Source organism: Nocardia abscessus NBRC 100374 (genome assembly GCF_000308455.1).
GTDB lineage: Bacteria > Actinomycetota > Actinomycetes > Mycobacteriales > Mycobacteriaceae > Nocardia > Nocardia abscessus.
Map to the genome: position 1 here is coordinate 16,334 of NZ_BAFP01000104.1, position 21,360 is coordinate 37,693.

The following is a 21,360-nucleotide window of genomic DNA, read 5'->3' on the forward strand; positions in this document are numbered from 1 at the left end:
CTCCATGAGCATGGGCCTTCCACTCGTGTAGCCCCGACGGGATTCGAACCCGCGCTACCGCCTTGAGAGGGCGGCGTCCTAGGCCGCTAGACGACGGGGCCAGGACTGCTTCTCGCTTTCGCGAGGAGCGCCGTGGTTGATCTTTCGATCAGGAGGCTCGGCTAGCTTAACCGGCCGAGGCCCGGCGACCAAATCGCCAGGTGCTGATTGATTTCGGCCGCGAACCGAAGTCGTCCAACACTCTCCGCTGGGGTACCAGGACTCGAACCTAGAATGGCTGAACCAGAATCAGCTGTGTTGCCAATTACACCATACCCCAATGACCAGGTCGTTCAGCCTCGCGTCTGGGTGACTCGAGACCGTGTTCCGGGCCGAGAAGAAGAGTACCAAACGGCTACGGGTTAACTACAAATCGCCTGGTCAAAGCCCTATTTTCAGCCTTGCGGCGCGGCCTGGCCCGCCTCCTTCCAGCCCAGCGCCGAGCGCAGCCGGTCCAGGGTGACGCCGCGGCCGAGCAGTTCCAGCGATTCGTACAGCGGCGGGCTGATATGCGATCCGGTGACCGCGACCCGCACCGGCGCGAAGGCTTTGCGCGGTTTGAGCCCGAGATCATCGATCAGCGCCTTTTTCAGCGCCGCTTCGATCGCCTCGGTGGTCCACTCGGCCAGCGGCTCCAACGCGGTAATAGCCGACTGCAATACCTCGGCCGCGTCGGTACCGAGATTCTTCGCCCCCGCCGCGGGGTCGATCGCGAACTCCTCCGCGGGTGCGAACAAGAAACGCAGAAGGTCCCAAGCGTCGGACATCACGACAATCCTGGTCTGCACGAGTTCCGCCGCCGCGGCGAACACCTTCTCATCGATTTCCGCGCCGATACGGTTGTGCTCGGTGAGATACTCCCGCAGCCGGTGGGCGAAATCACCCGGCGCCAGCAATCGGATGTGCTCGGCGTTGAGCGCGTCCGCCTTCTTCTGGTCGAAACGGGCCGGATTCGAATTTACTTTCGAAATGTCGAAGGCCTCGACCATCTCCGCCATGGAGAACACGTCGCGGTCCTCGGACAGGCCCCAACCGAGTAGCGCGAGATAATTCAGCAAACCCTCAGGGATGAATCCGCGGTCGCGGTGGGCGAACAGATTCGACTCGGGATCACGCTTGGACAACTTCTTGTTGCCCTGGCCCATGACGAACGGCAGGTGACCGAACTCCGGAGTGAAATCGGTGACCCCGATCCGGCGCAGCGCGGCGTACAGCGCCAGCTGCCGGGGGGTCGAGGAGAGCAGGTCCTCGCCGCGCAGCACGTGGGTGATCCGCATCAGTGCGTCGTCGACCGGGTTGACCAGCGTATACAGCGGCTCTCCGGTGCCACGGGTGAGCGCGAAGTCCGGGACGCTGCCCGCCTTGAAGGTGGTCTCACCGCGCACCAGATCGGTCCAGGACAGGTCCTCGTCCGGCATCCGCAGCCGGACCACGGCCGGGCGGCCCTCGGCCCGGTATGCCTCGATCCGCTCGGGCGTCAGCTCGCGATCGTAGTTGTCGTAACCGAGCTTCGGATCGCGTCCCGCTGCGCGATGGCGGGCCTCGACTTCCTCCGGCGTGGAGAACGATTCATACGCCTCACCGGCCTCCAGCAAACGCCGAACAACGTCCAGGTGCAGTTCTTTTCGCAGCGACTGGCGATATGGCTCATAGGGCCCGCCGACCTCCGGTCCCTCGTCCCAGGTGAGGCCGAGCCAGCGCAGCGCGTCGATAATCGCGCGGTAGGACTCCTCGGAATCGCGTGCGGCATCGGTGTCTTCGATACGAAAGACGAATGTGCCACCGTGATGGCGGGCATAGGCCCAGTTGAACAGCGCCGTCCGGATCAGGCCCACGTGTGGTGTTCCGGTCGGTGACGGGCAGAATCGGACCCGTACTTCAGTCATGGCTCTCTTTCGATCAGCGTTTGGCGGCAACGGGATTGGTGAGGGTGCCGATGCCCTCGACGGTCACCGACACCTGCTGCCCCTCGCGCACCGGGCCGACGCCCTCGGGGGTGCCGGTGAGGATGACGTCACCGGGCAGCAGCGTCATCACGGTGGTGACCCACTCGATGAGCTTCGGAATGTCGTGCAGCAGAAGCGAAGTGCGGCTGCGCTGGCGCACCTCGCCGTCGAGCTCGGTGACGATCTCCAGATCCGAAGGGTCCAAGGAGGTTTCGATCCACGGACCGAGCGGGCAGAACGTGTCGTAGCCCTTGCCCCTGGTCCACTGACCGTCGTGGCGCTGCTGGTCGCGGGCGGTCACGTCGTTGGCGGCGGTGTAGCCGAGCACCACGTCCAGCGCGCGAGCGGCGGGCACGTCCTTGCAGGGACGGCCGATGACGACGGCCAGCTCCCCTTCGTAATCGACCTGAGACGAACTGGGCGGCAGGATGATCGGGGCGTTCGGCCCCACGATCGCGGTGTTCGGTTTGAGGAAGATCACCGGGTCGGCGGGAGCGGGGCCGCCCATCTCGGCGGCATGGGCGGCGTAGTTCTTGCCGATGCAGACCACCTTGCTGGCCAGGATCGGCGCGAGCAACCGCACGTCGGCCAGCGGCCAGCTCCGCCCGGTGAACGTCGGTGTACCGAACGGGTGTTCCGCGATCTCCTTGGCCACACTGTCGCTTCCGTCGCCTTCGATGCTGACGAAGGCGACCCCATCGGGACTGGCAACTCGACCTAGACGCATGCCCCGGAGTCTATCGACCCGTCGCCACCTGCCCGAACGCGCCCGACCGGGTGGTACGGAATCCGCGCGGATCCGGCGGCGGCGCGCGCTGTGAGCAGTTCGACAGCCACGACCGTCGAGCCGAGCCGCCGTTCCGGTGTACCGTGAGCGGCGAAGTTCACAAAGTGGGAATTGTATCCCAAATAATGAGATTTCGAGGTGTAACCGATGGCGACCGTAACGCAGATCGACGAGGCTCGGCGCTGGTCGATGCTCGGCCTCGGCGTCTTCGCCCAGGCCTCCAGCGCGGTCTTCATCCACGGCGTCCCGTTCCTGCTGCCCGCGCTGACCGACCGCGGTATGCCGCTGGCCACCGCGGGCCTGCTGGTCGCCATGCCCACCGTCGGCCTGGTGTGCACCCTGATCGCGTGGGGCTACCTGGTCGACCGGATCGGTGAGCGCAAGGTGCTGGTCGGCGGTCCCCTGCTGATGCTGGCGGCCGGATGCGCCGCGGCGGCCACGACCGACGACCTGGCGTTGGGCGCGCTGCTGTTCCTCGGCGGCGTCGGGGCGGCGAGCACCAACGGCGCCAGCGGCCGCGTGATCGTCGGCTGGTTCCCGCCGCATCGGCGCGGGCTGGCGATGGGCATCCGGCAGACCGCCCAGCCGCTGGGAGTGGGCGTCGGCGCGTTGGCGATTCCGGCCGTCGCCTCCACCTACGGCGTGCCCGCGGCGATTCTCGTTCCGGCCCTCATGGCGGGCGTGGCGGCCGTGGGCTGTCTGGCCGGCATCGTCGACCCGCCGCGACCCCCGGCCTCCGCCGCCGATCCGGCGTTGCGCGCCAACCCTTATCGCGACGACGCCACGCTGTGGCGCATCCATCTGGTCTCGGTGCTGCTCGTCGTCCCGCAGGGCACCGTGTGGACGTTCGCACTGCTGTGGCTGCACCGCGACATCGGCTGGTCGCTGGCCGCCGCGGGCGCGCTGGTGACTTTCACCCAGATCCTCGGCGCACTGGGCCGCATCGGCGCGGGCGCCTGGTCGGATCGCGTGGGCAGCCGGATGAGGCCGCTGCGGACGGTCGCCGTCGCCGCCGTGCTCTCGATGGCCGCGCTGGCGCTGACCGCGTGGACCCACTGGTGGTGGGCCGCCATCCCGCTGCTGATCGCCGCGTCGGTGATCACCGTCTCCGACAATGGATTGGCCTTCACCGCGGTCGCCGAGATCGCGGGCCCCTACTGGAGCGGCCGGGGCCTCGGCATCCAGAACACCGGGCAGAATCTGGCCATGGCCGCCGTCCCACCGGTGTTCGGCGCCCTGATCACCGCGAGCGGCTTTCCCGCCGCCTTCCTACTGGCCGCCGCTACGGCCGTCGCGGCGGTCCCGCTGGTCCCCCGCGACCCCAACTGACAGCGAAGGTCCCGTTCCCCAAGGAGGAAACGGGACCTTCGGGTGGCGAGGATCAGAGGGTGGCGGCGATCCGGTCGCCGATCTGTACGGTCGACGCGGCGCCCGAGCGGGACTCGAGGTCCTTGGCGACGGCCGACTCGATGCGCGTGGCCGTCTCGGTGTCGCCGAGGTGGTTGAGCAGGAGGGAGACCGAGAGGATCGCCGCGGTGGGGTCGGCCTTGGACTGACCGGCGATGTCGGGGGCGCTGCCGTGCACCGGCTCGAACATGCTGGGGTTCGTCCCGGAGGCGTCGATGTTGCCGCTGGCGGCCAGCCCGATGCCGCCGCTCACGGCGGCGGCGAGGTCGGTGATGATGTCGCCGAAGAGGTTGTCGGTGACGATCACGTCGAACCGGCCCGGATCGTTGACCATGTGGATGGTCGCGGCATCGATGTGCTGGTAAGCCGTTGTGACCTCGGGGAACTCGGCGGCGACCTCGTCCACGGTGCGCTGCCAGAGCGAGCCGGCGAAGGTGAGCACGTTGTTCTTGTGCACCAGCGTCAGATGCTTGCGCCGCGCCTGCGCCTTGGCGAAGGCGTAGCGCACGACGCGCTCGATGCCGAAGCGGGTGTTGGTGCTGACCTCGGTCGCCACCTCGTGCGGGGTGTCGACGCGAATCGCGCCGCCGGTGCCGGTGTAGGGGCCCTCGGTGCCCTCACGCACCACGACGAAGTCGATGTCGGGATTGCCCGCCAGCGGGCTGGTCACGCCGGGGAACAGTCTGGACGGCCGCAGGTTGACGTGGTGGTCCAGCGCGAACCGGGTGCGCAGCAACAGGCCGCGTTCGAGCACGCCGCTGGGCACCGACGGGTCGCCGATCGCGCCGAGCAGGATCGCGTCGTGCTGCTTCAGCTCGGGCAGCACGGAATCCGGCAGGATCTCGCCGGTCGCGTGGTAGCGGCGCGCACCGAGGTCGTACTCGGTCTTCTCGACACCGGGCACGACCACGTCGAGCACCTTGAGCGCCTCGGCGATGACCTCGGGCCCGATCCCGTCGCCCGGGATGACAGCAAGCTTCATGACAAATGCTCCGTTCGATGTTGCCGGTAACGGCCGACGCGACGTGCGGCCCGGAGATGACCGCCGGGGTGCGCACGACAGTCCGGCCGGGGTGACCGCAGCATCGTCACGGTACTCGGCACGGCCGGATCGCCGAGCACCGGGCGCGATGACGCGGCGGGTCCGCGCGCCGACCGAGCGACCGGCGCCGCGCACGAGTGCTTCGTGCGCGGCGCCGATTCCGCGTGTGCGGGGGCGCTGCGGCCCCGTCCGATCAGGTCAGGTCGACCTGGACGACCTTGGCCGCGCCGACCGACTCGGCGATCGCGTCCTGCACGTCGGCGGGCACCTCGCGGGCCACGCGCAGCACGACGGTGGCGCCTTCCTTGTCGACGTCCTGGGTCAGCTGCGCGGCCAGGATGTCGACCTCGGCCTCGCCGAGCTTGGTGCCGATCCTGCCCAGCGCGCCCGGACGGTCCTCGTAGTTCAGGATGGCCAGGTTGAGGCCCTCGGCGCGCATGTCGTAGTTGCGGCCGTTGATGTTGACGATCTTCTCCACCAGCTGCGGCTCGGTCAGCGTGCCCGCGACATTCAGGGTGCTGCCGTCGCCGAACACGGCACGCAGGTCGACCACGCTGCGGTGGCTGGGGCTCTCCGACGCCGTGGTGACCTGGGCGGTGATCCCGCGGTCCTTGGCCAGGGCGGGGGCGTTGACGAAGGTGACCTGGTCCTCGACCAGCGCGGAGAAGATGCCGCGCAGCGCGGACAGCTCCAGCACCCCGACCTCCTGCGCGGCCAGCTCGCCGCGCACCTGGACCTCGACGCTGACCGGCAGCTCGTTGGACAGCGCGCCGAGCAGGGCGCCCTGCTTGCGGACGATGTCCAGCCAGGGGGCGACCTCTTCGCCGACCGTGCCACCGGTGACGTTCACCGCGCCGGGCACGAACTCACCGGCCAGGGCCAGCAGTACCGACTTCGCGACGTCGGTGCCCGCGCGATCCTGCGCTTCGGAGGTGGAGGCGCCCAGGTGCGGGGTCACCACGACCTGCGGCAGGTCGAACAGCGGGCTGTCGGTGCACGGCTCGGTGTCGAACACGTCCAGACCGGCGGCCCGCACATGACCGGACTTGATGGCGTCGGCCAGGGCGGCCTCGTCGACCAGGCCACCGCGGGCGGCGTTGACGATGATCACGCCCGGCTTGGTTTTGGCGATCGCCTCCTTGCCGATCAGGCCCTTGGTCTCCGGGGTCTTCGGGAGGTGGATCGAGATCAGGTCGGCGCGCTCGAGCAGCTCGTCGAGGGTCAGCAGCTCGATGCCCAGCTGCGCGGCGCGGGCGGGCGACACGTAGGGGTCGTAGGCGACGATCTTGGTCTCGAAGGCGGCCAGGCGCGCGGCGAACAGCTGGCCGATGCGGCCGAGGCCGACGACGCCGACGGTCTTGCCGAAGATCTCCACGCCGTTGAACTTGCTGCGCTGCCAGGTGCGCTCACGCAGGGTGGCGTCCGCGGCGGGGACCTGACGGGCGGCGGACAGCAGCAGGGTGACCGCGTGCTCGGCGGCGGTGTGGATGTTCGAGGTGGGCGCGTTCACGACCATGACGCCGCGCTCGGTGGCGGCGGGCACGTCGACGTTGTCCAGGCCGACACCCGCGCGGGCGACGATCTTCAGGTTCTTCCCGGCTTCCAGGACCTCGGCGTCGACCGTGGTCGCCGACCGCACCAGCAGCGCGTCGGCCTCGGGCACCGCGGCCAGCAGGGCCGGGCGGTCGGGTCCGTCTACCCACCGGACCTCGACACCGTCACCGAGCGCGTCGACGGTCGACTGGGCGAGCTTGTCGGCGATCAGAACTACAGGACGGCCTGCTTGGCTCACGTGGAGTACTCCTGGGGAATGGGGTCGGCAATTACCGCCGACAAGCTTAGTGCGCGCGAATTCCGCCTCGGCTACCACCTGGTAGGCGGCCGTCCTCAGTCCCGGCGGTGGCACAAATATGAAGACCGGTCTACAGTTGCGGCATGGGCGTCAAAGGCACCGAGACTCGCGGCAAACTCGTCGACGCGACGCGCACGCTGATGGAACGGCACGGCTACTACGGTGCCGGCCTCAACCAGATCCTGGCGACCAGCGGTGCGCCGCGCGGCTCGCTGTACTTCCACTTCCCCGGCGGCAAGGACGAATTGGTCGCGGCGGCGATCACCCAGGCGGGCAAAGAGATCGCGACGCTGATCGACACGATCGAGCCCGGCGACACCGCCGCGGCCGCGAGCATGCTGCTGCGCGCGTTCGGCGATCGACTGGAAGCGTCCGGCTGGCAACAGGGCTGCCCGGTCGCCACGGTGGCCCTGGACGTGGCGGCCGCGAACGACCCGATCCAAGCCGAGTGCGCCGCCGCGTATGCCACGTGGGAGCGGGCGTTGCGGCTGCGCCTGCGCGCGGACGGTCACGAGGACGCCGACGACCTGGCCGCCGCGGTACTCGCGATGGTCGAAGGCGCGCTGCTGCTGGCACGCGCGCAGCGCAGCCGCGAACCCCTGGAACGGGTCGAACGCACCCTGCGCGCCCTGATCTGAGGCCGGTGATCCCGCTGGTCGACTTTTTTATGGCTGCAAAATATGTAGACCGGTCTAATAGGGAGTTTGTCATGTCCGACAGCATCGTGTTCGGAGCCGCCGGGTTCCTCGGCCGCAACGCGGTCGCCCGTCTACTCGCGCAGGGACATTCCGTCACCGCCGCCTTGCGACCGGGTACCGAAGAGCGGCTCACCAGCTGGCTGCGCAGACGCGAGGTGGACGCGAGCGGGCTGGAGATCGTCGCGTGTGATGTCACCGCCCCCGACCTCGGCCTGCCCGCCGGGTTCGACCCGTCCGGCATTCGCGACGTGTACAACTGCGCGGCCCGCTTCGCCTTCGGACTCGCGCCCGAGGACGCGTACGCGGTCAACGTCACCGGCGCGCTGCACGTCCTGGAGTGGGCCGCCGCCCTGCCCGGCCCGCGACGCCTCGTCCACATCACGGGATACCGGATCACCGTCGAGCAGTCCGAGGAACAGCATTGGGAGAAGGGCGCTTACGGCGCGTCCAAATTCGAATCGGATCCGCTGCTGCGGCGGCGGGCCGCCGAACTGGGCGTCGCGCTGACCATCGCGAACCCGAGCAGCGTGATCGGCCCCGGCCAATACGTGGGACTCGCCGACATGGTCGAGGAACTCTGGAACGGCCGGCTCGCCGCGGTTCCCGGTGGCGCGCAGACCTTCGTGCCGATCGTCGATCTGGACTACTTCACCGATTTCCTGATCAGTCTCCCCACCCTGCCGGATACCGCGGGCCGGTCCTACACGGTTCTCGACGATCGAACTCCGGTGCTGCCGAAGCTGATCCGACTGCTGGCCGGGCACATGGGCGTCCGCGCGCCGCGGTTCTCGATTCCGGTCGGTGTCATCGAGAAACTTCCGCGGGCGTTGACCGGCGCCGATCCGGAGTCGCTGCCCTTCATCGCCGACGACCGCTACGACACCTCGGCGGCGCGGGACGTGGCCCGCCGAGCCGGACTCACCATGCCTTCGACCGAGACGACCCTGCTGACCTGGGCCGACCATCTCGTGGCCAGCCGGTTCGGCGCGGTCACCGACGATCCGACCGCCGGATTCGCCGATGGCGTCTGGGTGAGCGGCGAACGGCAACGCCCGGCATACGTTCTTGTGCACGGGCTTCCGCTCGACGGCGAATCGTGGCACGCGGTACGCGCGGAGTTGGACGGGCCGAGCCTGGCCGTCGACCTGCCCGGCCTCGGACGCTCGGCGCCCGGCGACCAGGATGCCGTGCTGCCGAAATCGCTCTCCTCGGTCCGCACCCGCCCCGTGCTGGTCGGCCACTCGCTCGGCTGCGGTCCGGTGCTGCGATACGCGGCGGAGCATCCGGAGCGCGTCTCCGGCGTGGTGCTGGTGGCCCCCGCGTTCTTGCAGCCTCGATCGGGCCTGCTGCTGCGCTCACCACTGATGACGGCGGCGATGCGCCGAATGCCGGCCGCCGCCTTGGCGAAACGGCTCGGTGTGCCCGACGGCGCCGCGATCGCGAGCGCCGCCGCGAACCTGCGCAGGCCGGGTGTCGCCGCACGCACCGTCGCCGCGCTGCGCCGCGCGAGTGCCCCCGCGCGGCGCGCGGAGTTGCGCGAACTGCTCGAACGGATCGAAGTGCCGGTGCGAATCGTCACCGGTTCCGCCGATCCGCTCACCGTCACGACGCCGCGGGACTCGGTGGCGATCGAGGGCGCGGGCCACTATCCGCAGTTGACCCATCCCGCGCGCGTCGCGGCGGAACTCGCCCGAATGTCCACCGTCGGGGCACGCGGCTGATCGCGCCCCGTCTCGCGCGACTCTGCTGATGCGGCGTGGGACTCGATCACCTTCCTTGCCCCGCGACCACGCCGCACAGCGGCGGGCCCCCACACCGTCTCGGTGCGGGGGCCCGCTCGGTCACGCCGTCGGTCGGCGCGCAACCCGGTCGATCCTCTCGACCGTCAGGTCGGTCAGCGGCCGCCGAAGGAACCCGTCCACAAAGTGTCGACAAGGCCGTGCAGAGCGGCGCCGAGCGTATTGAAAAGACCGTTCAGGGCAGCGCTACCGGTGTCGATGATAACGGGGATCATGGAAATACCTCTTCCTCGAAACATAATCCAGTCGAACTGGCTGACACGAGGCACATCGGCGGCCACAGGGCGGCGGTTACGGAATTCGATAATATGGAGATGTAGGCCACATTCAGCGGTCGCTGTGGCGCAGGACACATCTCAGCCCACGTTTGAGCTGCGGATATAGTCAAACGTCCAGGTCAGAGCGTCGACCGTGGGCCATCGATTTCCCGAGCAAAAGATGCGCAAAGACGACTCGAAAGAAAGTTGCCCAGAGTTCACAACCCCAGAAAATAGGGGCCTTTCAAGCGACGTCACCAGCAAACTCACCCATTCGAACAATAGGGCTTGTGAATAACTCGTGATCACCTGCCCGGCGACTCGCGGAGAATTGTGACGCCCGGTCGGCACCGATATTCGGCGACCGAAGCGGCCGAGGGCAGCGCATGGTCAGGATGCCTCGGTGGTGACCGACCGCACATCCCCGGCCTCCTTCGCGGCGGCCACGGCGCGGGCGAACGCGCGCACCCGCGGGGTCTCGCGGTAGCGGTGCCACACCAATCCGAGCCGGGACTCGGCAATCCCCGTCACCGGCACGAAGGCAACCGGCCGTCTGCGGTGTGATTCCGCGGTCGGATGGCACAGCAGCATCGCGCCGCGGCCGGCCGCCACCGCGGCGAGACCCTCCTCCAGCGTGCCGACCTCCGGGCCGGGACGCACCGTGCGGCCCTCCGGCGTCACGTCCAGCGCCTGCGCCCTGCGCCAGTACTCCGGCGCCGGAGCGCGCACGCCGACCAGCGGGACCTCCGCGAGTTCCTCCACCGACAGCGCGGCACGCCCCGCGAGCGGATGGGTGCCTGCCACCGCGAGCGTCTGGGGCTGCCCCGCGAACACCGATCCGAGCACCAGATCACGCTCGCCCATCGGCAGCAGCACGACCGCGGCGTCGACCTCGGCGCGCCGTATCGGCCCGAACGGATCGGCCAGCGGAATCTCGACCAGTTCCGCCGAGCATTCCGGGTGACGCCGCTGAAACAGCTCGACAGCCGCCATCAGGTGATCGTCGCCCGCGCCCTGGAAACCGATGCGCAAAATACCGTCCACGCCTCGGGCGGCGGCGCGGGCATCGTCGACCGTCGCGCGCAACGCGGCATAGGCGGGCCGCAGTTCGGTGAGGAAGTCGGTGCCGAGCGGAGTCAACCGGACGGTACGGCTGGTGCGTTCCACGAGCCGGCCGCCGATGCGCCGCTCCAGCGCGCGCAGTAGCTGGCTCACCCGACTCTGCGACACGTACAGCCGCTCGCCGGCCCGCCCGAAGTGCAGTTCCTCGGCGAGCGCGAGAAACGCCTCCAGCTCACGGATCTCCAGCCCGCCCATCAGGCTCCCTTCCACGGTCGATGAGTCCAGCTCATAGAACTATGAGAGCTTCACCGTTGTTTCCCCTTGCCGCGGGCCCTTGGCTGGAGGACATGACACAGGTGCAGGAACTCGTTGCGCAGCCGCCGGTTTCGGCGATTCGCGGCTGGCTCGGCGTCGCCGCCGTGACCGCGGGCACGTTCACGGTGGTCACCTCCGAGATGCTGCCGGTCGGCCTGCTCACTCCGATCGGCGCGGCGCTGCGGGTGAGCGAAGGCAGCGCCGGTCTCGCGTTGACGGTGACGGGCCTGGTGGCCGCGGTGTCGGCGCCCTTGCTCACCGCGGCGCTGGGCCGGATCGAGCGCAGGGTGGTGCTGTGCGGATTGATGGCAGTGCTCGCACTGGGCAACCTCGGCACCGCATGGGCGCCCACCTTCGGGGTGCTGATGGGGGCGCGGGTGCTGGTCGGCGTAGGCATGGGCGGTGTGTGGGCGCTCGCCGCGAGCCTGGCGGCGCGTCTGGTGCCCGCACGGTCGGTGACCGCCGCCACGTCGCTGGTCTTCTCCGGCGTCGCGGTCGCCTCGGTGCTCGGCATCCCCGCGGGAACCGTGCTGGGCGCGGTCGCCGGGTGGCGGATCGTGTTCGCCGCCGCCGCGGGTCTGGCGCTGCTGGTCCTCACGGCGATGGCGGCCGCGCTGCCGCGCCTGCCCGCGACGGAGGGCGCGGCACTGGGCGGCGTGCTGCGGCTGACGCGGCAGCCGGGCTTGCGCGTCGCTCTGCTCGTGGTCGCGTTCCTGGTCACCGGCCACTTCGCCGCCTACACCTACGTGCGGCCGGTGCTCGAGGAGGTGACCGGCGTCGGCGCGGAGACGATCGGCACCCTGCTGCTGGTGTACGGGATCGCCGGTGTCGCGGGCAATTTCGGCGCGGGCGCGGCGGCGTCTCGGACACCGCGGAAGACCCTGATCGCGATCGGCTCGATCCTCGCCGCCGCCGCGATCGCCTTGCCCGTGCTGGGCGCCTCGCCGCCGCAGGCCCTCGTGCTGATGGTCGTGTGGGGCCTGGCTTACGGCGGGGTCTCGGTGAGCACGCAGAACTGGGTCTTCGCCGCGTCGCCCGGGGCGAAGAAAGGCGCGTCCGCCCTGTTCGCCGGGGTTTTCAATGCCGCCATCGCACTCGGATCGCTGACCGGCGGGCTGGCGGCGGACAGGGTGGGCCTGGCCGCCGCCCTGTGGCTCGGCGGCGCGCTGGCTGTCGTCGCCGTGCTCGTGGCCGCGGTCGGGACAGTCGGCCGTCATCGGTGAGCGACGGCGAAAAGCGTTCGCGGCAACCTTTTTCGGCACATACCATCGCGTTCATGTCTCTGCGCGCGATACCGGCTTCGATGGACCCGGCGGTGGTCGGGTCGATCGATCGTGAGCTGGATCGGGTCGAGCGGGAGCACCGGGTGTCGATCCGGCTCGCGATCGAAAGCGGGAGCCGCGCTTGGGGCTTCCCGTCTCCCGACTCGGACTACGACTGCCGGTTCGTGTACGTCGCGGCGCTGGAGACCTACCTGTCCCCGTGGCGCACCCGGGACGTGGTGGAGACGCCGCTCGCGGGCTTGCTCGACGTGAACGGCTGGGATCTGGCCAAGGCACTGCGACTGCTGGTGCAGGGCAACGCCGTGCTCATCGAGTGGCTGATGTCGCCGATCGTCTATCGCGGCGATCCGGCTTTCCGGGACCGGCTGCGCACGGTCGCCGACGAGGTCGCCGACCGCGACAGGGTCGCTCGGCACTATTTGCACTTGGGCGCCAAGCAGTGGGCCTTGTTCGAGCGCACTGGGTCGCTGAAGAAGGTGTTCTACGCGTTGCGTCCGGCGATGGCGCTGCGGTGGCTGCGCGAGCATCCCGCGGCGGCGGTGGCGCCGATGCATCTGCCGACGCTGCTTCGGCAGTGCGATCTGCCCGACGGATTGCCGGACGCGGTGCGCGAGCTGACCGACCTGAAGTCACGGACCCGTGAAATGGGCAGCGGGTCGGTGCCCGCGCCGATCACCACGTTCATCACCGCCGAATTCGCCTGTGCCGCCGAGGCGTTCCGGAAGTCCGGCCGCCGCGATCTCACGCGCGCCCGCGCGATCACCGCCGAGTTCTTCCGCTCCGAGGCGCTGGCGGGCTGACCCCTACGACCCGGGAACCGCCGCGGCCGTTCGCTCGTCCGCATCGGCGGAGTCGGCGACCGCGTCGGCGTAGGCCTGTGCGAGCTGTTGGGTGGCGGACGGGCGGTCCGGGTTCGGGCGCGGGATGCCCAGGTGACTCTCGCGTAGTTCGTCCATGAACTCCGCCCACAGTCGCGGACCGCCCGCCTCGAGCAGTTCGGCCCGCACCCGCAGACGCTTGGTGGTCGGGCGATGCCGCAGACCCCACGCGCCGAGCTGTGCCATGACCGGCACCAGCTGGATCGCGGGTTCGGTGAGCCGGTATTCCGCCTTCTGCCCTGGTCTGGTGTCCTCCCGGCTGAGCAGCCCCGCCGCCACCAGGCGCTTGAGCCGATCGGACAGGATGTTGGAGGCGATGCCCTCCTCCGAGCCGGCCAGCAGCTCGCGGAAGTGGCGCCGGTCGCCGAACATCACGTCGCGCAGCACGAGCAGCGTCCACCGATCGCCGATCACCTCGATCGTCGCGTTGATCGGGCACCCGGAACGTCCGTCCTCGCGCATCCGGCACTCCTACCCTCGACACCTACTGCTTGCAATATACAACCAGCCGCTCAGGCGGCGCCTCGGTGGTCACTCCCCCTATGTGACCTTCACCGTAAACGCTCTGAACAGGGGAAAGGCCCCGCACCATCCCGGTGCGGGGCCTTTCGGAAGCTAAGTCGCGATCAGAGAACGCGGACGTCCTGGGCCTGCGGACCCTTCTGTCCCTGGCCGATCTCGAACTCCACGCGCTGCCCCTCATCGAGGGACCGGAAACCCGAGCCGCTCACAGCCGAGTAATGCACGAAGACGTCGGGCCCCCCGCCGTCCTGTGCGATAAAGCCGAAGCCCTTCTCGCTGTTGAACCACTTCACAATGCCTTGAGCCATTTCATACTTTCTGTAGACGAGCCAGGTAGGTGTTATGAGATGCCCTGGCCTCATAGATCAACGATGCCATGATCCGACGAATTCCTCACGTTCCGCACCACCAACTGTGAGCTAACGCTCACGACGAGGCTCGGCTCCGTCGTGCGCGAGTGCACGCTCGGTTCACTCGCGACGCTCGCTCAGGGCGGGCTGGGTCTGTCACCTCCCACAATCGGTACGGTCCCGATCCGTGCGACGTCGGGGCCCATCGGGCGGATACCCGCACGCCGCCCGAAATAACGCTCGCCGCCCTCCCCTGATGAGCACGCTGCGATCGCAGGGGCCACCGCGCCCGGCATCATGGACTCCTTCTTCGACGCGGCTCGGCAGCGATACTTAATTGCTACCAGTTTCCTTGTTCCCCAACTAGTTTCAGTGTACCGCACGCAGAATCCGATACTTCAGCGTACGGCCGGGGGTCGCCGTGCGCACCGTTCGTTAAGTTCTGTTCAGGGGCGGAGATAGCGCACCTGACGCGGTTTCGTCTCGTCGTAGGCGGCGCGGCCCGCCAGATGCTCCGGCACACCGACCTCCCACCACGCGCCCGCCTCCGTCCACACCGCCGGCTGTGTCCGCACGACCAGAACGGCCGGGCGGCGCTCGGCCTTCGCCGCCGCCCGGGCCCGCGCGTAGGCGTCCCGAAACGCCTCCAGGTCGGAGGCCGTGAACACAGAGCACCCCAAGGCGGCGGCATGGGCGGCGAAATCGACCCGAGGTGGACGTTCGTGCCCGGTACGGCAATCGGCGTAGAAGTTGTTGAACGGCTCGCCGCCTTGCCCCTCCTGCAGCCGGGCGATCACGGCGTATCCGTCGTTGTCGCAGACCACCGCGACGAAGGGATGCCCGGCGAACGCCGCCGAGAACAATTCCGAGTTCAGCATCAGATACGAACCGTCCCCGAGCAGTGTGGTCACCACACCGTCGGTGTGCGCCATGGCCGCACCCCACGCGCCCGCGAGCTCGTAGCCCATGCAGGAGAAGCCGTACTCCACGTCCATGGTCGGTGCGCCGCCGGTCGCCCGCCAGCCGCCGACGAGTTCTCCGGGCAGGCCGCCGGAGGCCGTCATCACGTAGTCGCTCGGGCCGCTCAGGTCGTTCACAGCGCCCACCACCTGGGCATAGCTCGGCCTGCCCGGGGTCGGTGCGCGCAGTTCATCGATATGCGTGTCCCAGGTGCCGCGCAGTTCGGCCGCTCGCGCCGTCCACTCCGGATCGACGCGCCACTGCCCCAGCTGCCCGGCAAGCTCGGACATGGTGGCGTCGGCGTCACCGATCACCGCGAGGGCGCCGTGCTTGACCGCGTCGAACCGGGCCACGTTGATCGTGACCAGCCGGACGTCCGGCGCGAAGACCGTCCAGGACGCGGTGGTGAAGTCCTGCAACCGGGTCCCGACCGCGAGGACGAGATCGGCTTCGGCCGCCATCGCGTTCGCCGACGCCGAGCCGGTGATGCCCAGCGGTCCCGCGTAGAGCCGATGGTCGTGCGGCACGAGGGTGCGGCCCGCGGTGGTCTCCACTACCGGAAGGCCGTACCGCTCGGCGAATTCCAGCACGGTGGGCCCAGCGCCCGAATAGCGGACGCCGCCGCCGAGAATCAGCAGCGGGCGTCGCGCTGCGCGTAGTGCGGCGACGGCGTCGGCGAGCGCCCGCCGATCGGGGCGCGGCCGCGGTAGACGGTGCACCACCGGCTGGAAGAGCGCGTCGGGGAAGTCGTAGCTCTCGGCCTGGACGTCCTGCGGGAGCGCCAGGACGACCGGACCGGCATCGGCCGGATCCGTCAGCACCCCGACCGCCTGGGGCAGGGTGGCGATCAGCTGCTCCGGGCGGGTGATGCGGTCGAAATACCGGCTCACCGCCCGGAACGCGTCGTTCACCGTGACGGTCGGGTCGCCGAAGTGCTCGACCTGCTGCAGGACCGGGTCCGGCGCGCGTCCGGTGAAGGTGTCGCCCGGAAGCAGCAGCAGCGGAAGGCGGTCGGCGTGCGCGACGCCAGCCGCCGTCACCATGTTCAGCGCGCCGGGACCGATCGACGACGTGGCGACACCGACCTGGCGCCGGTGGGCAGCCTTGGCATAACCGACCGCGGCCAGCGCCATCCCCTCTTCGGTGTGCCCGCGCCAGACCGGCAGCTCGTCGCGCCGCTCGTGCAGCGCGGTGCCGAGGCCGAGCACGTTGCCGTGGCCGAAGATCGCGAAGACGGCGGGGAACAACGGCACCTCGCGGCCGTCGAGCGTCTCGGAGCGCTGGGCGATCAGCCAGGCCACCAGCGCCTGCGCCGTGGTCGATCTCATCCGACCCGTCCTTCGTGGGAGGTGACCGGGCAGCGGGGATCGAGCGGCTCGGCGTCCCAGCGCCCCCGCACCCAGCTGTGGGCAGGGTCGTCGCAGAACGCCATCGACCGCTCGGGGCCCGGACCGGCCAGCACATTGAGGTAATACATGGGATAGCCGGGGGCCGCGATGCACGGCCCGTGATAGCCGTGCGGGATCAGGAAGACGTCACCGTCACGCACCGCGACGTTCTCATCGATCGTGCCATCGGCCGTGTAGGTGCGGTGCATGCCGAATCCCTCGCGCGACGGCGTGATCCCGTCGCGTCCGGCGATGCGGAAGTAGTAGATCTCCTCGTTGACGACTTCGCATTCGCTCGCCTGGTCGTGCTTGTGCGGCGGGTAGGACGACCAGTTGCCGTCCGGGGTGATCAGCTCGCAGGCATTGAGCTTGTCCGCGTGCTCCCACACACCGGGTATCCCGAAGTTCGTGACCTGGCGCGTCGCGCTGCCCGCGCCGCGAACTTCGACCGGAACCTGCTCGGCGGGGCCGTATCTCGGCTCGAGCCGGCTCCCGCAGCGGGCCATCGGCAACGCCACCTCCAGGTCGCCGCCCTCGGCAACCAACTCCACCTCGGCGTCGCGCGGGACGTAGGCGAAGTCCGTCACGCGGGTGAAGACCGATTCGCGACCGGCCAGTGTGAAGCTCGCGCCGTCGACGCGCACCGTGCACGCTCCGGCCAGCGGGAGGACGAAAGCCTCGCACTCGCCCGTCCGCACGACGCGCGAGGCACCCGCACCGATCCGCAGCACGCGCAGCCCGGCGTAGGTCCATCCGGCGTCCTCGGGCATGAGGTGAATCGGATCGCCGTCACGGCGAAGCGTCCCGTCCGGCCGATGCAGTGTCATCGCACCTCCTCGGTACGCAATCGGTGGATATCGGCCGCGATCCGGTCGCGTCGGGTTTCCCGCAGCAGGCGAGCGGCGGTGTCCACCGCTCGGGCGACGTCGCCGTCCGGCGGGTACAGCAGAGTGCGTCCGACGACGAGACCGCGCACCACGTCGTGGCCGAGCGCCCCGCCCCACAGCGCGCGATCCACCGCCGAGTCACCGGAAGGCGCGCCGCCCAGCACGAGCACCGGCAAGGTGGTCGCGTCCAGTACCGAGATATCCGGCGGCGCGGGAATCTTCAGCCAGGTGTAGGCCGAGGTGACGCCGAGGCCGGAGGCCACCGTGATCGCCCGTGACAGCGACAGCGCGTCCTTGCTCATCACCAGCGCACCGTTGTCGTCCCGGTGATACGACAAGGGTTCGACCATCGCCATCAGCTCGTGCGCCGCCAGTTCCGAGACCGCCTGCGCACAGGCTTGCAGCGTCGGCACGGTGCCCGCGTCGGAATCGACCAGGCGCAGCAGCATCTTGCCGCCGTCGAGCCGGAACCGCGCCAGCGCTTCGGCGTCGTATCCGGTGAATCGGTCGTCGATCTCCCATTCCGCGCCGGCCAGTCCGCCGCGGTTCATCGATCCGATCACGACCTTGTCGTCCAGCGCGTCCAGCAGCAGCAGTTCCTCGACCACGTCCGGCGAGCCGAGCACGCCGTCGACGTCCGGGTTGGCCAACGCGATCAGCAACCGTTCCAGCAGCGTGCGCCGATCCGCCATGGCCGTGCGGTCCGCGCCGACGCCGAGCGCGCCGCGGGCGGGATGGTCCGCGGCGACCAGGAACAAGGTCTGCTTGCCCGCCAGCAGGTCGGCGCGGCGCACCCGTTTCGCGTAGGCCCGTTCGATCGCGGCGGGGTCCGTGGCGCGCACGTGCAGTAATTCGCGCCAGCGTTCGTCGGTCACATGCACGGCAGCTCCTTCATTCCGCGCTCGCCATTCAGCAGCTCCTTCGTTCCGCTCGGTCCCGCCGCTCTACAGCTGGTCCATTCCGTGCGGCTCAACCACACAGCGCCTCCTCGGCTCCCGCCCCGGCTCGGCCACACGGCGGCTCCTCGACTTCCGCCCCGGCTCACCCACACGGCAGTTCCTCGGCTCCCGCCCCGGCTCACCCACACGGCGGCTCCTCGGCTCCCGCCCCGGCTCACCCACACAGCAGTTCCTCGATCTCCCCGGCCGTTGGCATCGCGTCGGCGCAGGCGAGACGCGAGGCAACCAGCGCGCCCGCCGCGTTGGCGTAGGTGGCGATGCGCCGGGGGGCCCAGTCCGAGAGCAGGCCGTGGATCAGCGCGCCGCCGAATCCGTCGCCCGCACCGAGCCCGCACACCACTTCCACGCGGCACGGCGGCACCGTCCAGCGTTCCTCGGTGGTGGCCACCAGCACACCGTCGCCACCCTGCTTGATCACCGCGAGCCGCACCCCACGGGCGAGCAGCCGATCGGCCGCCGCGTCGGGGTCGGCGGTGCCCACCGCCACCTCGGCCTCGGTACGGTTGCCGACCACCACGTTCACGTGGTCGACCATCCACCCGATCTCGGCGCGCGCGGTTTCCATGTCGGGCCAGAACATCGGCCGGTAGTCCAGGTCGAGCACCGTGTGGCCGCCGCGGGCGCGGCGCAGCAGGATCTCGCGCTGCGTGCTGCGGCCTGGTTCGTCGCTGACACCGGTGCCGGTGACCCACAGCAGTGGCACGGAATCCACCACTTCCCACGGCACTTCGTCCGTGGTGAGGGTGAGATCCGGCGCGATCGGCGCCCGATAGAACAGCAGCGGCGGATCGGACGGCGGTGCGAGTTCGCAGAAGACGACGGGCGTCTGCAACTCCGGCGCGGTCGTGACGTAACGGGACGACACACCGAAGTCTTCCAGCGCCGTGCGCACGAAGTCGCCGAAGCCGTCGGGACCCACCTTGGTCAGCACCGCCGAGCGACGGCCGAGCCGGGCGGCGGCCACGGCGACATTGGTCGCGGTGCCGCCCAGGAACTTGGCGAAACTGCGCACCTGCGCCAGGGCGACGCCGCTCTGTTCGGGATACAGGTCCACCCCGACGCGGCCGACGGTCAACGCCTCCAGCTCGTTTCCCGGCGTTTTCACGGCGTCACCACGCGCCGCAGTTCGTGCTGCAATGCCTCCAGTTCCGCCCCGCCCGCCATCTGACGGGTCAGCTCCGGCAGATCGATCTCCGACTTCTCATACGAACCGAGCATCGCGCCCCGCTTCAGCAGCAGGAATCGGTCGCCGACCGGATAGGCGTGGTGCGGGTTGTGCGTGATCAGCACGACGCCGAGCCCGCGTTCACGCGCCTGCACGACGTACTTCAGCACCACCCCGGCCTGTTTGACGCCCAGCGCGGCGGTCGGCTCGTCGAGGATCAACACCTTCGCGCCGTAATGCACGGCCCGCGCGATCGCGACGCACTGCCGCTGCCCGCCGGACAGCGTGCCGACCGGCTGTTCCAGATCGCGGATCTCGATGCCCATGTCGGCCAGCGCGGTTCGCGCGATCTCGCAGCCTTTCCTGCGGTCCAGCAGCCGGAACGGGCCGTATCCGAAAGTCGGCTCCGAGCCGAGCACGAAGTTGCGCCACACGCTCATCAGCGGCACCACCGCGAGATCCTGGTAGACCGTGGCGATGCCGCGATCCAACGCCTCGCGCGGGGAGGCGAAGCGGACAGGTTCGCCCTCGACGCGCAGTTCGCCGCGATCGTGCCGGTGCACCCCGGCGAGGATCTTGATCAGCGTCGACTTGCCCGCGCCGTTGTCGCCGAGCACGCAGGTCACCTCGCCCGCGTTCACCACCGTGGACACCTCACGCAGGGCGACGACGCCGCCGTAACTCTTGCCGAGGTCCACGGCCTCGATGAGGGAAGTCATCGGCGCACCCTTTCGGCTCGTTTCTGGAATCTGTTGTTGACCAGGACCGCCGCCAGCAGCAGCACGCCGAGGAACAGCATGAACCAGTCGCTGTCCCAGCGGGCGAACACGATGCCCTGGCGCGCCATGCCGAAGATCAGCGCGCCGATCGCGGCGCCGATCGCCGAGCCGAAGCCCCCGGTGAGCAGGCACCCGCCGACCACGGCGGCGATGATGTAGTGCAGTTCGAGCCCCACGCCCTGGTTGGCCTGCACGCTGGCGAACCGCAGGATGTTGCACGAGCCCACCACCCAGGCCGCGAACGCGGTGCCCATGAACAGCAGGATCTTGGTGCGGTCTGCGGGCACGCCGACCGCGCGGGCGCTCGGCAGCGCGCCGCCGACGGCGAAGATCCAGTTGCCGAACCTGGTGCGGACCAGGATGACCGCGGCGAGCGCGGTCAGCACGATCCACCAGACCACCGACGCCTGGATGTGCGCTTCGCCGATGTCGAGCGTCGAGGCGAACACCCAGCCCGCCGACTGGTAGCCGTCCGCGCCGCGCACCCCCGAGACCTGCACCGTGTCGGTGACCAGCCGCGTCACGCCGAGGTTCAGACCTTGCAGGGCCAAGAAGGTCCCCAGCGTCACGATGAAACTGGGCAGGCCGGTGCGCATCACCACCCAGCCGTTGAACGCGCCGACGACCAGCGCGAACACCAGCGAGGCCAGCAGCGCGAACCACACGTTCCATCCGGCGTGCACCGCGAGCAACGCGGTGACCAGCGCCGTGGAGGCGGTCATCACGCCCGCCGACAGGTCGAACTCGCCGCCGATCATCAGCAGCGCCACGGCCACCGCCATGATGCCCAGCGTGGACGCGTCGTCCAGCCAGGTCGCGACGCCGAGCGGGCTCAGGAACCGGTCGGTGACGAGGGAGAAGAACACGAACACCAGCAGCGCGCCGAGCGCCGCGCCGATCTCCGGCCGCACGGCCAGGCGTTGTAGCGGCGAGAGGCCCGGTCGGTCCTGTGTCGGATCGGAGGTCTTTGTGGCAACGGTCATTT

Annotated in this window: 19 protein-coding genes and 2 tRNA genes; 5 read left to right on the forward strand and 16 right to left on the reverse strand. The window is 69.5% G+C overall.

Annotated elements, in window-relative coordinates; genetic code table 11:
• Nucleotides 1-28: 28 nt before the first annotated feature.
• The 4 genes from ON19_RS21055 to ON19_RS21070 form a co-directional block, all read right to left on the reverse strand.
• Nucleotides 29-101, reverse strand: a tRNA-Glu gene (locus ON19_RS21055).
• A 146-nt stretch (nucleotides 102-247) separates the two neighbouring features.
• Nucleotides 248-319 (reverse strand) — tRNA-Gln (locus tag ON19_RS21060).
• A gap of 115 nt (nucleotides 320-434) precedes the next feature.
• The gene (gltX, locus tag ON19_RS21065; protein WP_083899520.1) at nucleotides 435-1,925 is read right to left on the reverse strand and encodes a glutamate--tRNA ligase; all 1,491 of its coding nucleotides are present in this window, start codon (nucleotides 1,923-1,925) and stop codon (nucleotides 435-437) included.
• A gap of 13 nt (nucleotides 1,926-1,938) precedes the next feature.
• Nucleotides 1,939-2,712, reverse strand: a complete 774-nt coding sequence (locus ON19_RS21070; RefSeq protein WP_043695536.1) for a fumarylacetoacetate hydrolase family protein — start codon at nucleotides 2,710-2,712, stop codon at nucleotides 1,939-1,941.
• Nucleotides 2,713-2,919: 207 nt separating this feature from the next.
• On the opposite strand from ON19_RS21070, the gene ON19_RS21075 reads away from it, so the two are divergent.
• A complete protein-coding gene (locus tag ON19_RS21075; protein WP_043695538.1) occupies nucleotides 2,920-4,101 on the forward strand; it encodes an MFS transporter in 1,182 nt (393 codons plus the stop codon).
• A 52-nt stretch (nucleotides 4,102-4,153) separates the two neighbouring features.
• Here ON19_RS21075 and ON19_RS21080 read toward each other — a convergent pair whose 3' ends face one another.
• Nucleotides 4,154-5,161: a 3-isopropylmalate dehydrogenase gene (locus ON19_RS21080; protein ID WP_043695541.1), complete on the reverse strand. Its 1,008-nt coding sequence runs from the start codon at nucleotides 5,159-5,161 to the stop codon at nucleotides 4,154-4,156.
• A gap of 253 nt (nucleotides 5,162-5,414) precedes the next feature.
• A complete protein-coding gene (gene serA, locus ON19_RS21085; RefSeq protein ID WP_043695543.1) occupies nucleotides 5,415-7,013 on the reverse strand; it encodes a phosphoglycerate dehydrogenase in 1,599 nt (532 codons plus the stop codon).
• 143 nt (nucleotides 7,014-7,156) lie between these two features.
• On the opposite strand from serA, the gene ON19_RS21090 reads away from it, so the two are divergent.
• Nucleotides 7,157-7,711: a TetR/AcrR family transcriptional regulator gene (locus tag ON19_RS21090; RefSeq protein WP_043695546.1), complete on the forward strand. Its 555-nt coding sequence runs from the start codon at nucleotides 7,157-7,159 to the stop codon at nucleotides 7,709-7,711.
• A gap of 71 nt (nucleotides 7,712-7,782) precedes the next feature.
• On the forward strand, nucleotides 7,783-9,492 hold the full coding sequence (locus ON19_RS21095) for an alpha/beta fold hydrolase (RefSeq protein ID WP_043695549.1): 1,710 nt from the start codon (nucleotides 7,783-7,785) through the stop codon (nucleotides 9,490-9,492).
• 173 nt (nucleotides 9,493-9,665) lie between these two features.
• Here ON19_RS21095 and ON19_RS42040 read toward each other — a convergent pair whose 3' ends face one another.
• Both ON19_RS42040 and ON19_RS21100 read right to left on the reverse strand, forming a co-directional pair.
• Entirely contained in the window at nucleotides 9,666-9,851 is a 186-nt protein-coding gene (locus tag ON19_RS42040; protein WP_157229770.1) for a hypothetical protein, read from the reverse strand.
• Nucleotides 9,852-10,217: 366 nt separating this feature from the next.
• Nucleotides 10,218-11,159, reverse strand: coding sequence for a LysR family transcriptional regulator (locus ON19_RS21100; RefSeq protein ID WP_227954664.1), 942 nt, complete (start codon nucleotides 11,157-11,159; stop codon nucleotides 10,218-10,220).
• 77 nt (nucleotides 11,160-11,236) lie between these two features.
• On the opposite strand from ON19_RS21100, the gene ON19_RS21105 reads away from it, so the two are divergent.
• Nucleotides 11,237-12,427, forward strand: a complete 1,191-nt coding sequence (locus ON19_RS21105) for an MFS transporter (protein WP_043695555.1) — start codon at nucleotides 11,237-11,239, stop codon at nucleotides 12,425-12,427.
• Nucleotides 12,428-12,480: 53 nt separating this feature from the next.
• Nucleotides 12,481-13,287: a nucleotidyltransferase domain-containing protein gene (locus tag ON19_RS21110; protein WP_051169142.1), complete on the forward strand. Its 807-nt coding sequence runs from the start codon at nucleotides 12,481-12,483 to the stop codon at nucleotides 13,285-13,287.
• Nucleotides 13,288-13,290: 3 nt separating this feature from the next.
• Here the strand turns inward: ON19_RS21110 and ON19_RS21115 are convergent, their stop codons facing one another.
• From ON19_RS21115 to ON19_RS21150, 8 genes are all read right to left on the reverse strand, one after another.
• A complete protein-coding gene (locus ON19_RS21115; RefSeq protein WP_051169128.1) occupies nucleotides 13,291-13,827 on the reverse strand; it encodes a winged helix-turn-helix transcriptional regulator in 537 nt (178 codons plus the stop codon).
• A 164-nt stretch (nucleotides 13,828-13,991) separates the two neighbouring features.
• On the reverse strand, nucleotides 13,992-14,195 hold the full coding sequence (locus tag ON19_RS21120; RefSeq protein ID WP_014987157.1) for a cold-shock protein: 204 nt from the start codon (nucleotides 14,193-14,195) through the stop codon (nucleotides 13,992-13,994).
• A gap of 488 nt (nucleotides 14,196-14,683) precedes the next feature.
• Nucleotides 14,684-16,525 (reverse strand): 3D-(3,5/4)-trihydroxycyclohexane-1,2-dione acylhydrolase (decyclizing), encoded by a 1,842-nt coding sequence (gene iolD, locus ON19_RS21125; protein ID WP_174377714.1) that lies wholly within the window; start codon nucleotides 16,523-16,525, stop codon nucleotides 14,684-14,686.
• Entirely contained in the window at nucleotides 16,522-17,412 is an 891-nt protein-coding gene (iolB, locus tag ON19_RS21130; RefSeq protein WP_043695557.1) for a 5-deoxy-glucuronate isomerase, read from the reverse strand. Before iolB ends, iolD begins: the two co-directional genes overlap by 4 nt.
• A complete protein-coding gene (locus tag ON19_RS21135) occupies nucleotides 17,409-18,353 on the reverse strand; it encodes a Cgl0159 family (beta/alpha)8-fold protein (RefSeq protein WP_086006680.1) in 945 nt (314 codons plus the stop codon). The genes iolB and ON19_RS21135 overlap by 4 nt, the downstream gene beginning before the upstream one ends.
• A 232-nt stretch (nucleotides 18,354-18,585) precedes the next feature.
• The gene (gene iolC / locus ON19_RS21140) at nucleotides 18,586-19,536 is read right to left on the reverse strand and encodes a 5-dehydro-2-deoxygluconokinase (RefSeq protein WP_218006457.1); all 951 of its coding nucleotides are present in this window, start codon (nucleotides 19,534-19,536) and stop codon (nucleotides 18,586-18,588) included.
• A complete protein-coding gene (locus ON19_RS21145) occupies nucleotides 19,533-20,315 on the reverse strand; it encodes an ATP-binding cassette domain-containing protein (RefSeq protein WP_043695560.1) in 783 nt (260 codons plus the stop codon). Before ON19_RS21145 ends, iolC begins: the two co-directional genes overlap by 4 nt.
• Nucleotides 20,312-21,358, reverse strand: coding sequence for an ABC transporter permease (locus ON19_RS21150; protein WP_043695563.1), 1,047 nt, complete (start codon nucleotides 21,356-21,358; stop codon nucleotides 20,312-20,314). Before ON19_RS21150 ends, ON19_RS21145 begins: the two co-directional genes overlap by 4 nt.
• Nucleotides 21,359-21,360 lie beyond the last annotated feature (2 nt).

What these genes read in the sequence shown, in the direction of transcription:
- ON19_RS21095 (WP_043695549.1), top strand. Translation starts at nt 7,783, where the DNA reads ATGTCCGACAGCATCGTGTTCGGAGCCGCCGGGTTCCTCGGCCGCAAC.
- ON19_RS21080 (WP_043695541.1), bottom strand. Translation starts at nt 5,161, where the DNA reads ATGAAGCTTGCTGTCATCCCGGGCGACGGGATCGGGCCCGAGGTCATC.
- ON19_RS21120 (WP_014987157.1), bottom strand. Translation starts at nt 14,195, where the DNA reads ATGGCTCAAGGCATTGTGAAGTGGTTCAACAGCGAGAAGGGCTTCGGC.
- ON19_RS21150 (WP_043695563.1), bottom strand. Translation starts at nt 21,358, where the DNA reads ATGACCGTTGCCACAAAGACCTCCGATCCGACACAGGACCGACCGGGC.
- gltX (WP_083899520.1), bottom strand. Translation starts at nt 1,925, where the DNA reads ATGACTGAAGTACGGGTCCGATTCTGCCCGTCACCGACCGGAACACCA.
- ON19_RS21145 (WP_043695560.1), bottom strand. Translation starts at nt 20,315, where the DNA reads ATGACTTCCCTCATCGAGGCCGTGGACCTCGGCAAGAGTTACGGCGGC.
- ON19_RS21105 (WP_043695555.1), top strand. Translation starts at nt 11,237, where the DNA reads ATGACACAGGTGCAGGAACTCGTTGCGCAGCCGCCGGTTTCGGCGATT.
- ON19_RS21075 (WP_043695538.1), top strand. Translation starts at nt 2,920, where the DNA reads ATGGCGACCGTAACGCAGATCGACGAGGCTCGGCGCTGGTCGATGCTC.
- ON19_RS21110 (WP_051169142.1), top strand. Translation starts at nt 12,481, where the DNA reads ATGTCTCTGCGCGCGATACCGGCTTCGATGGACCCGGCGGTGGTCGGG.
- ON19_RS21090 (WP_043695546.1), top strand. Translation starts at nt 7,157, where the DNA reads ATGGGCGTCAAAGGCACCGAGACTCGCGGCAAACTCGTCGACGCGACG.
- ON19_RS21070 (WP_043695536.1), bottom strand. Translation starts at nt 2,712, where the DNA reads ATGCGTCTAGGTCGAGTTGCCAGTCCCGATGGGGTCGCCTTCGTCAGC.
- iolD (WP_174377714.1), bottom strand. Translation starts at nt 16,525, where the DNA reads ATGAGATCGACCACGGCGCAGGCGCTGGTGGCCTGGCTGATCGCCCAG.
- ON19_RS21115 (WP_051169128.1), bottom strand. Translation starts at nt 13,827, where the DNA reads ATGCGCGAGGACGGACGTTCCGGGTGCCCGATCAACGCGACGATCGAG.
- iolB (WP_043695557.1), bottom strand. Translation starts at nt 17,412, where the DNA reads ATGACACTGCATCGGCCGGACGGGACGCTTCGCCGTGACGGCGATCCG.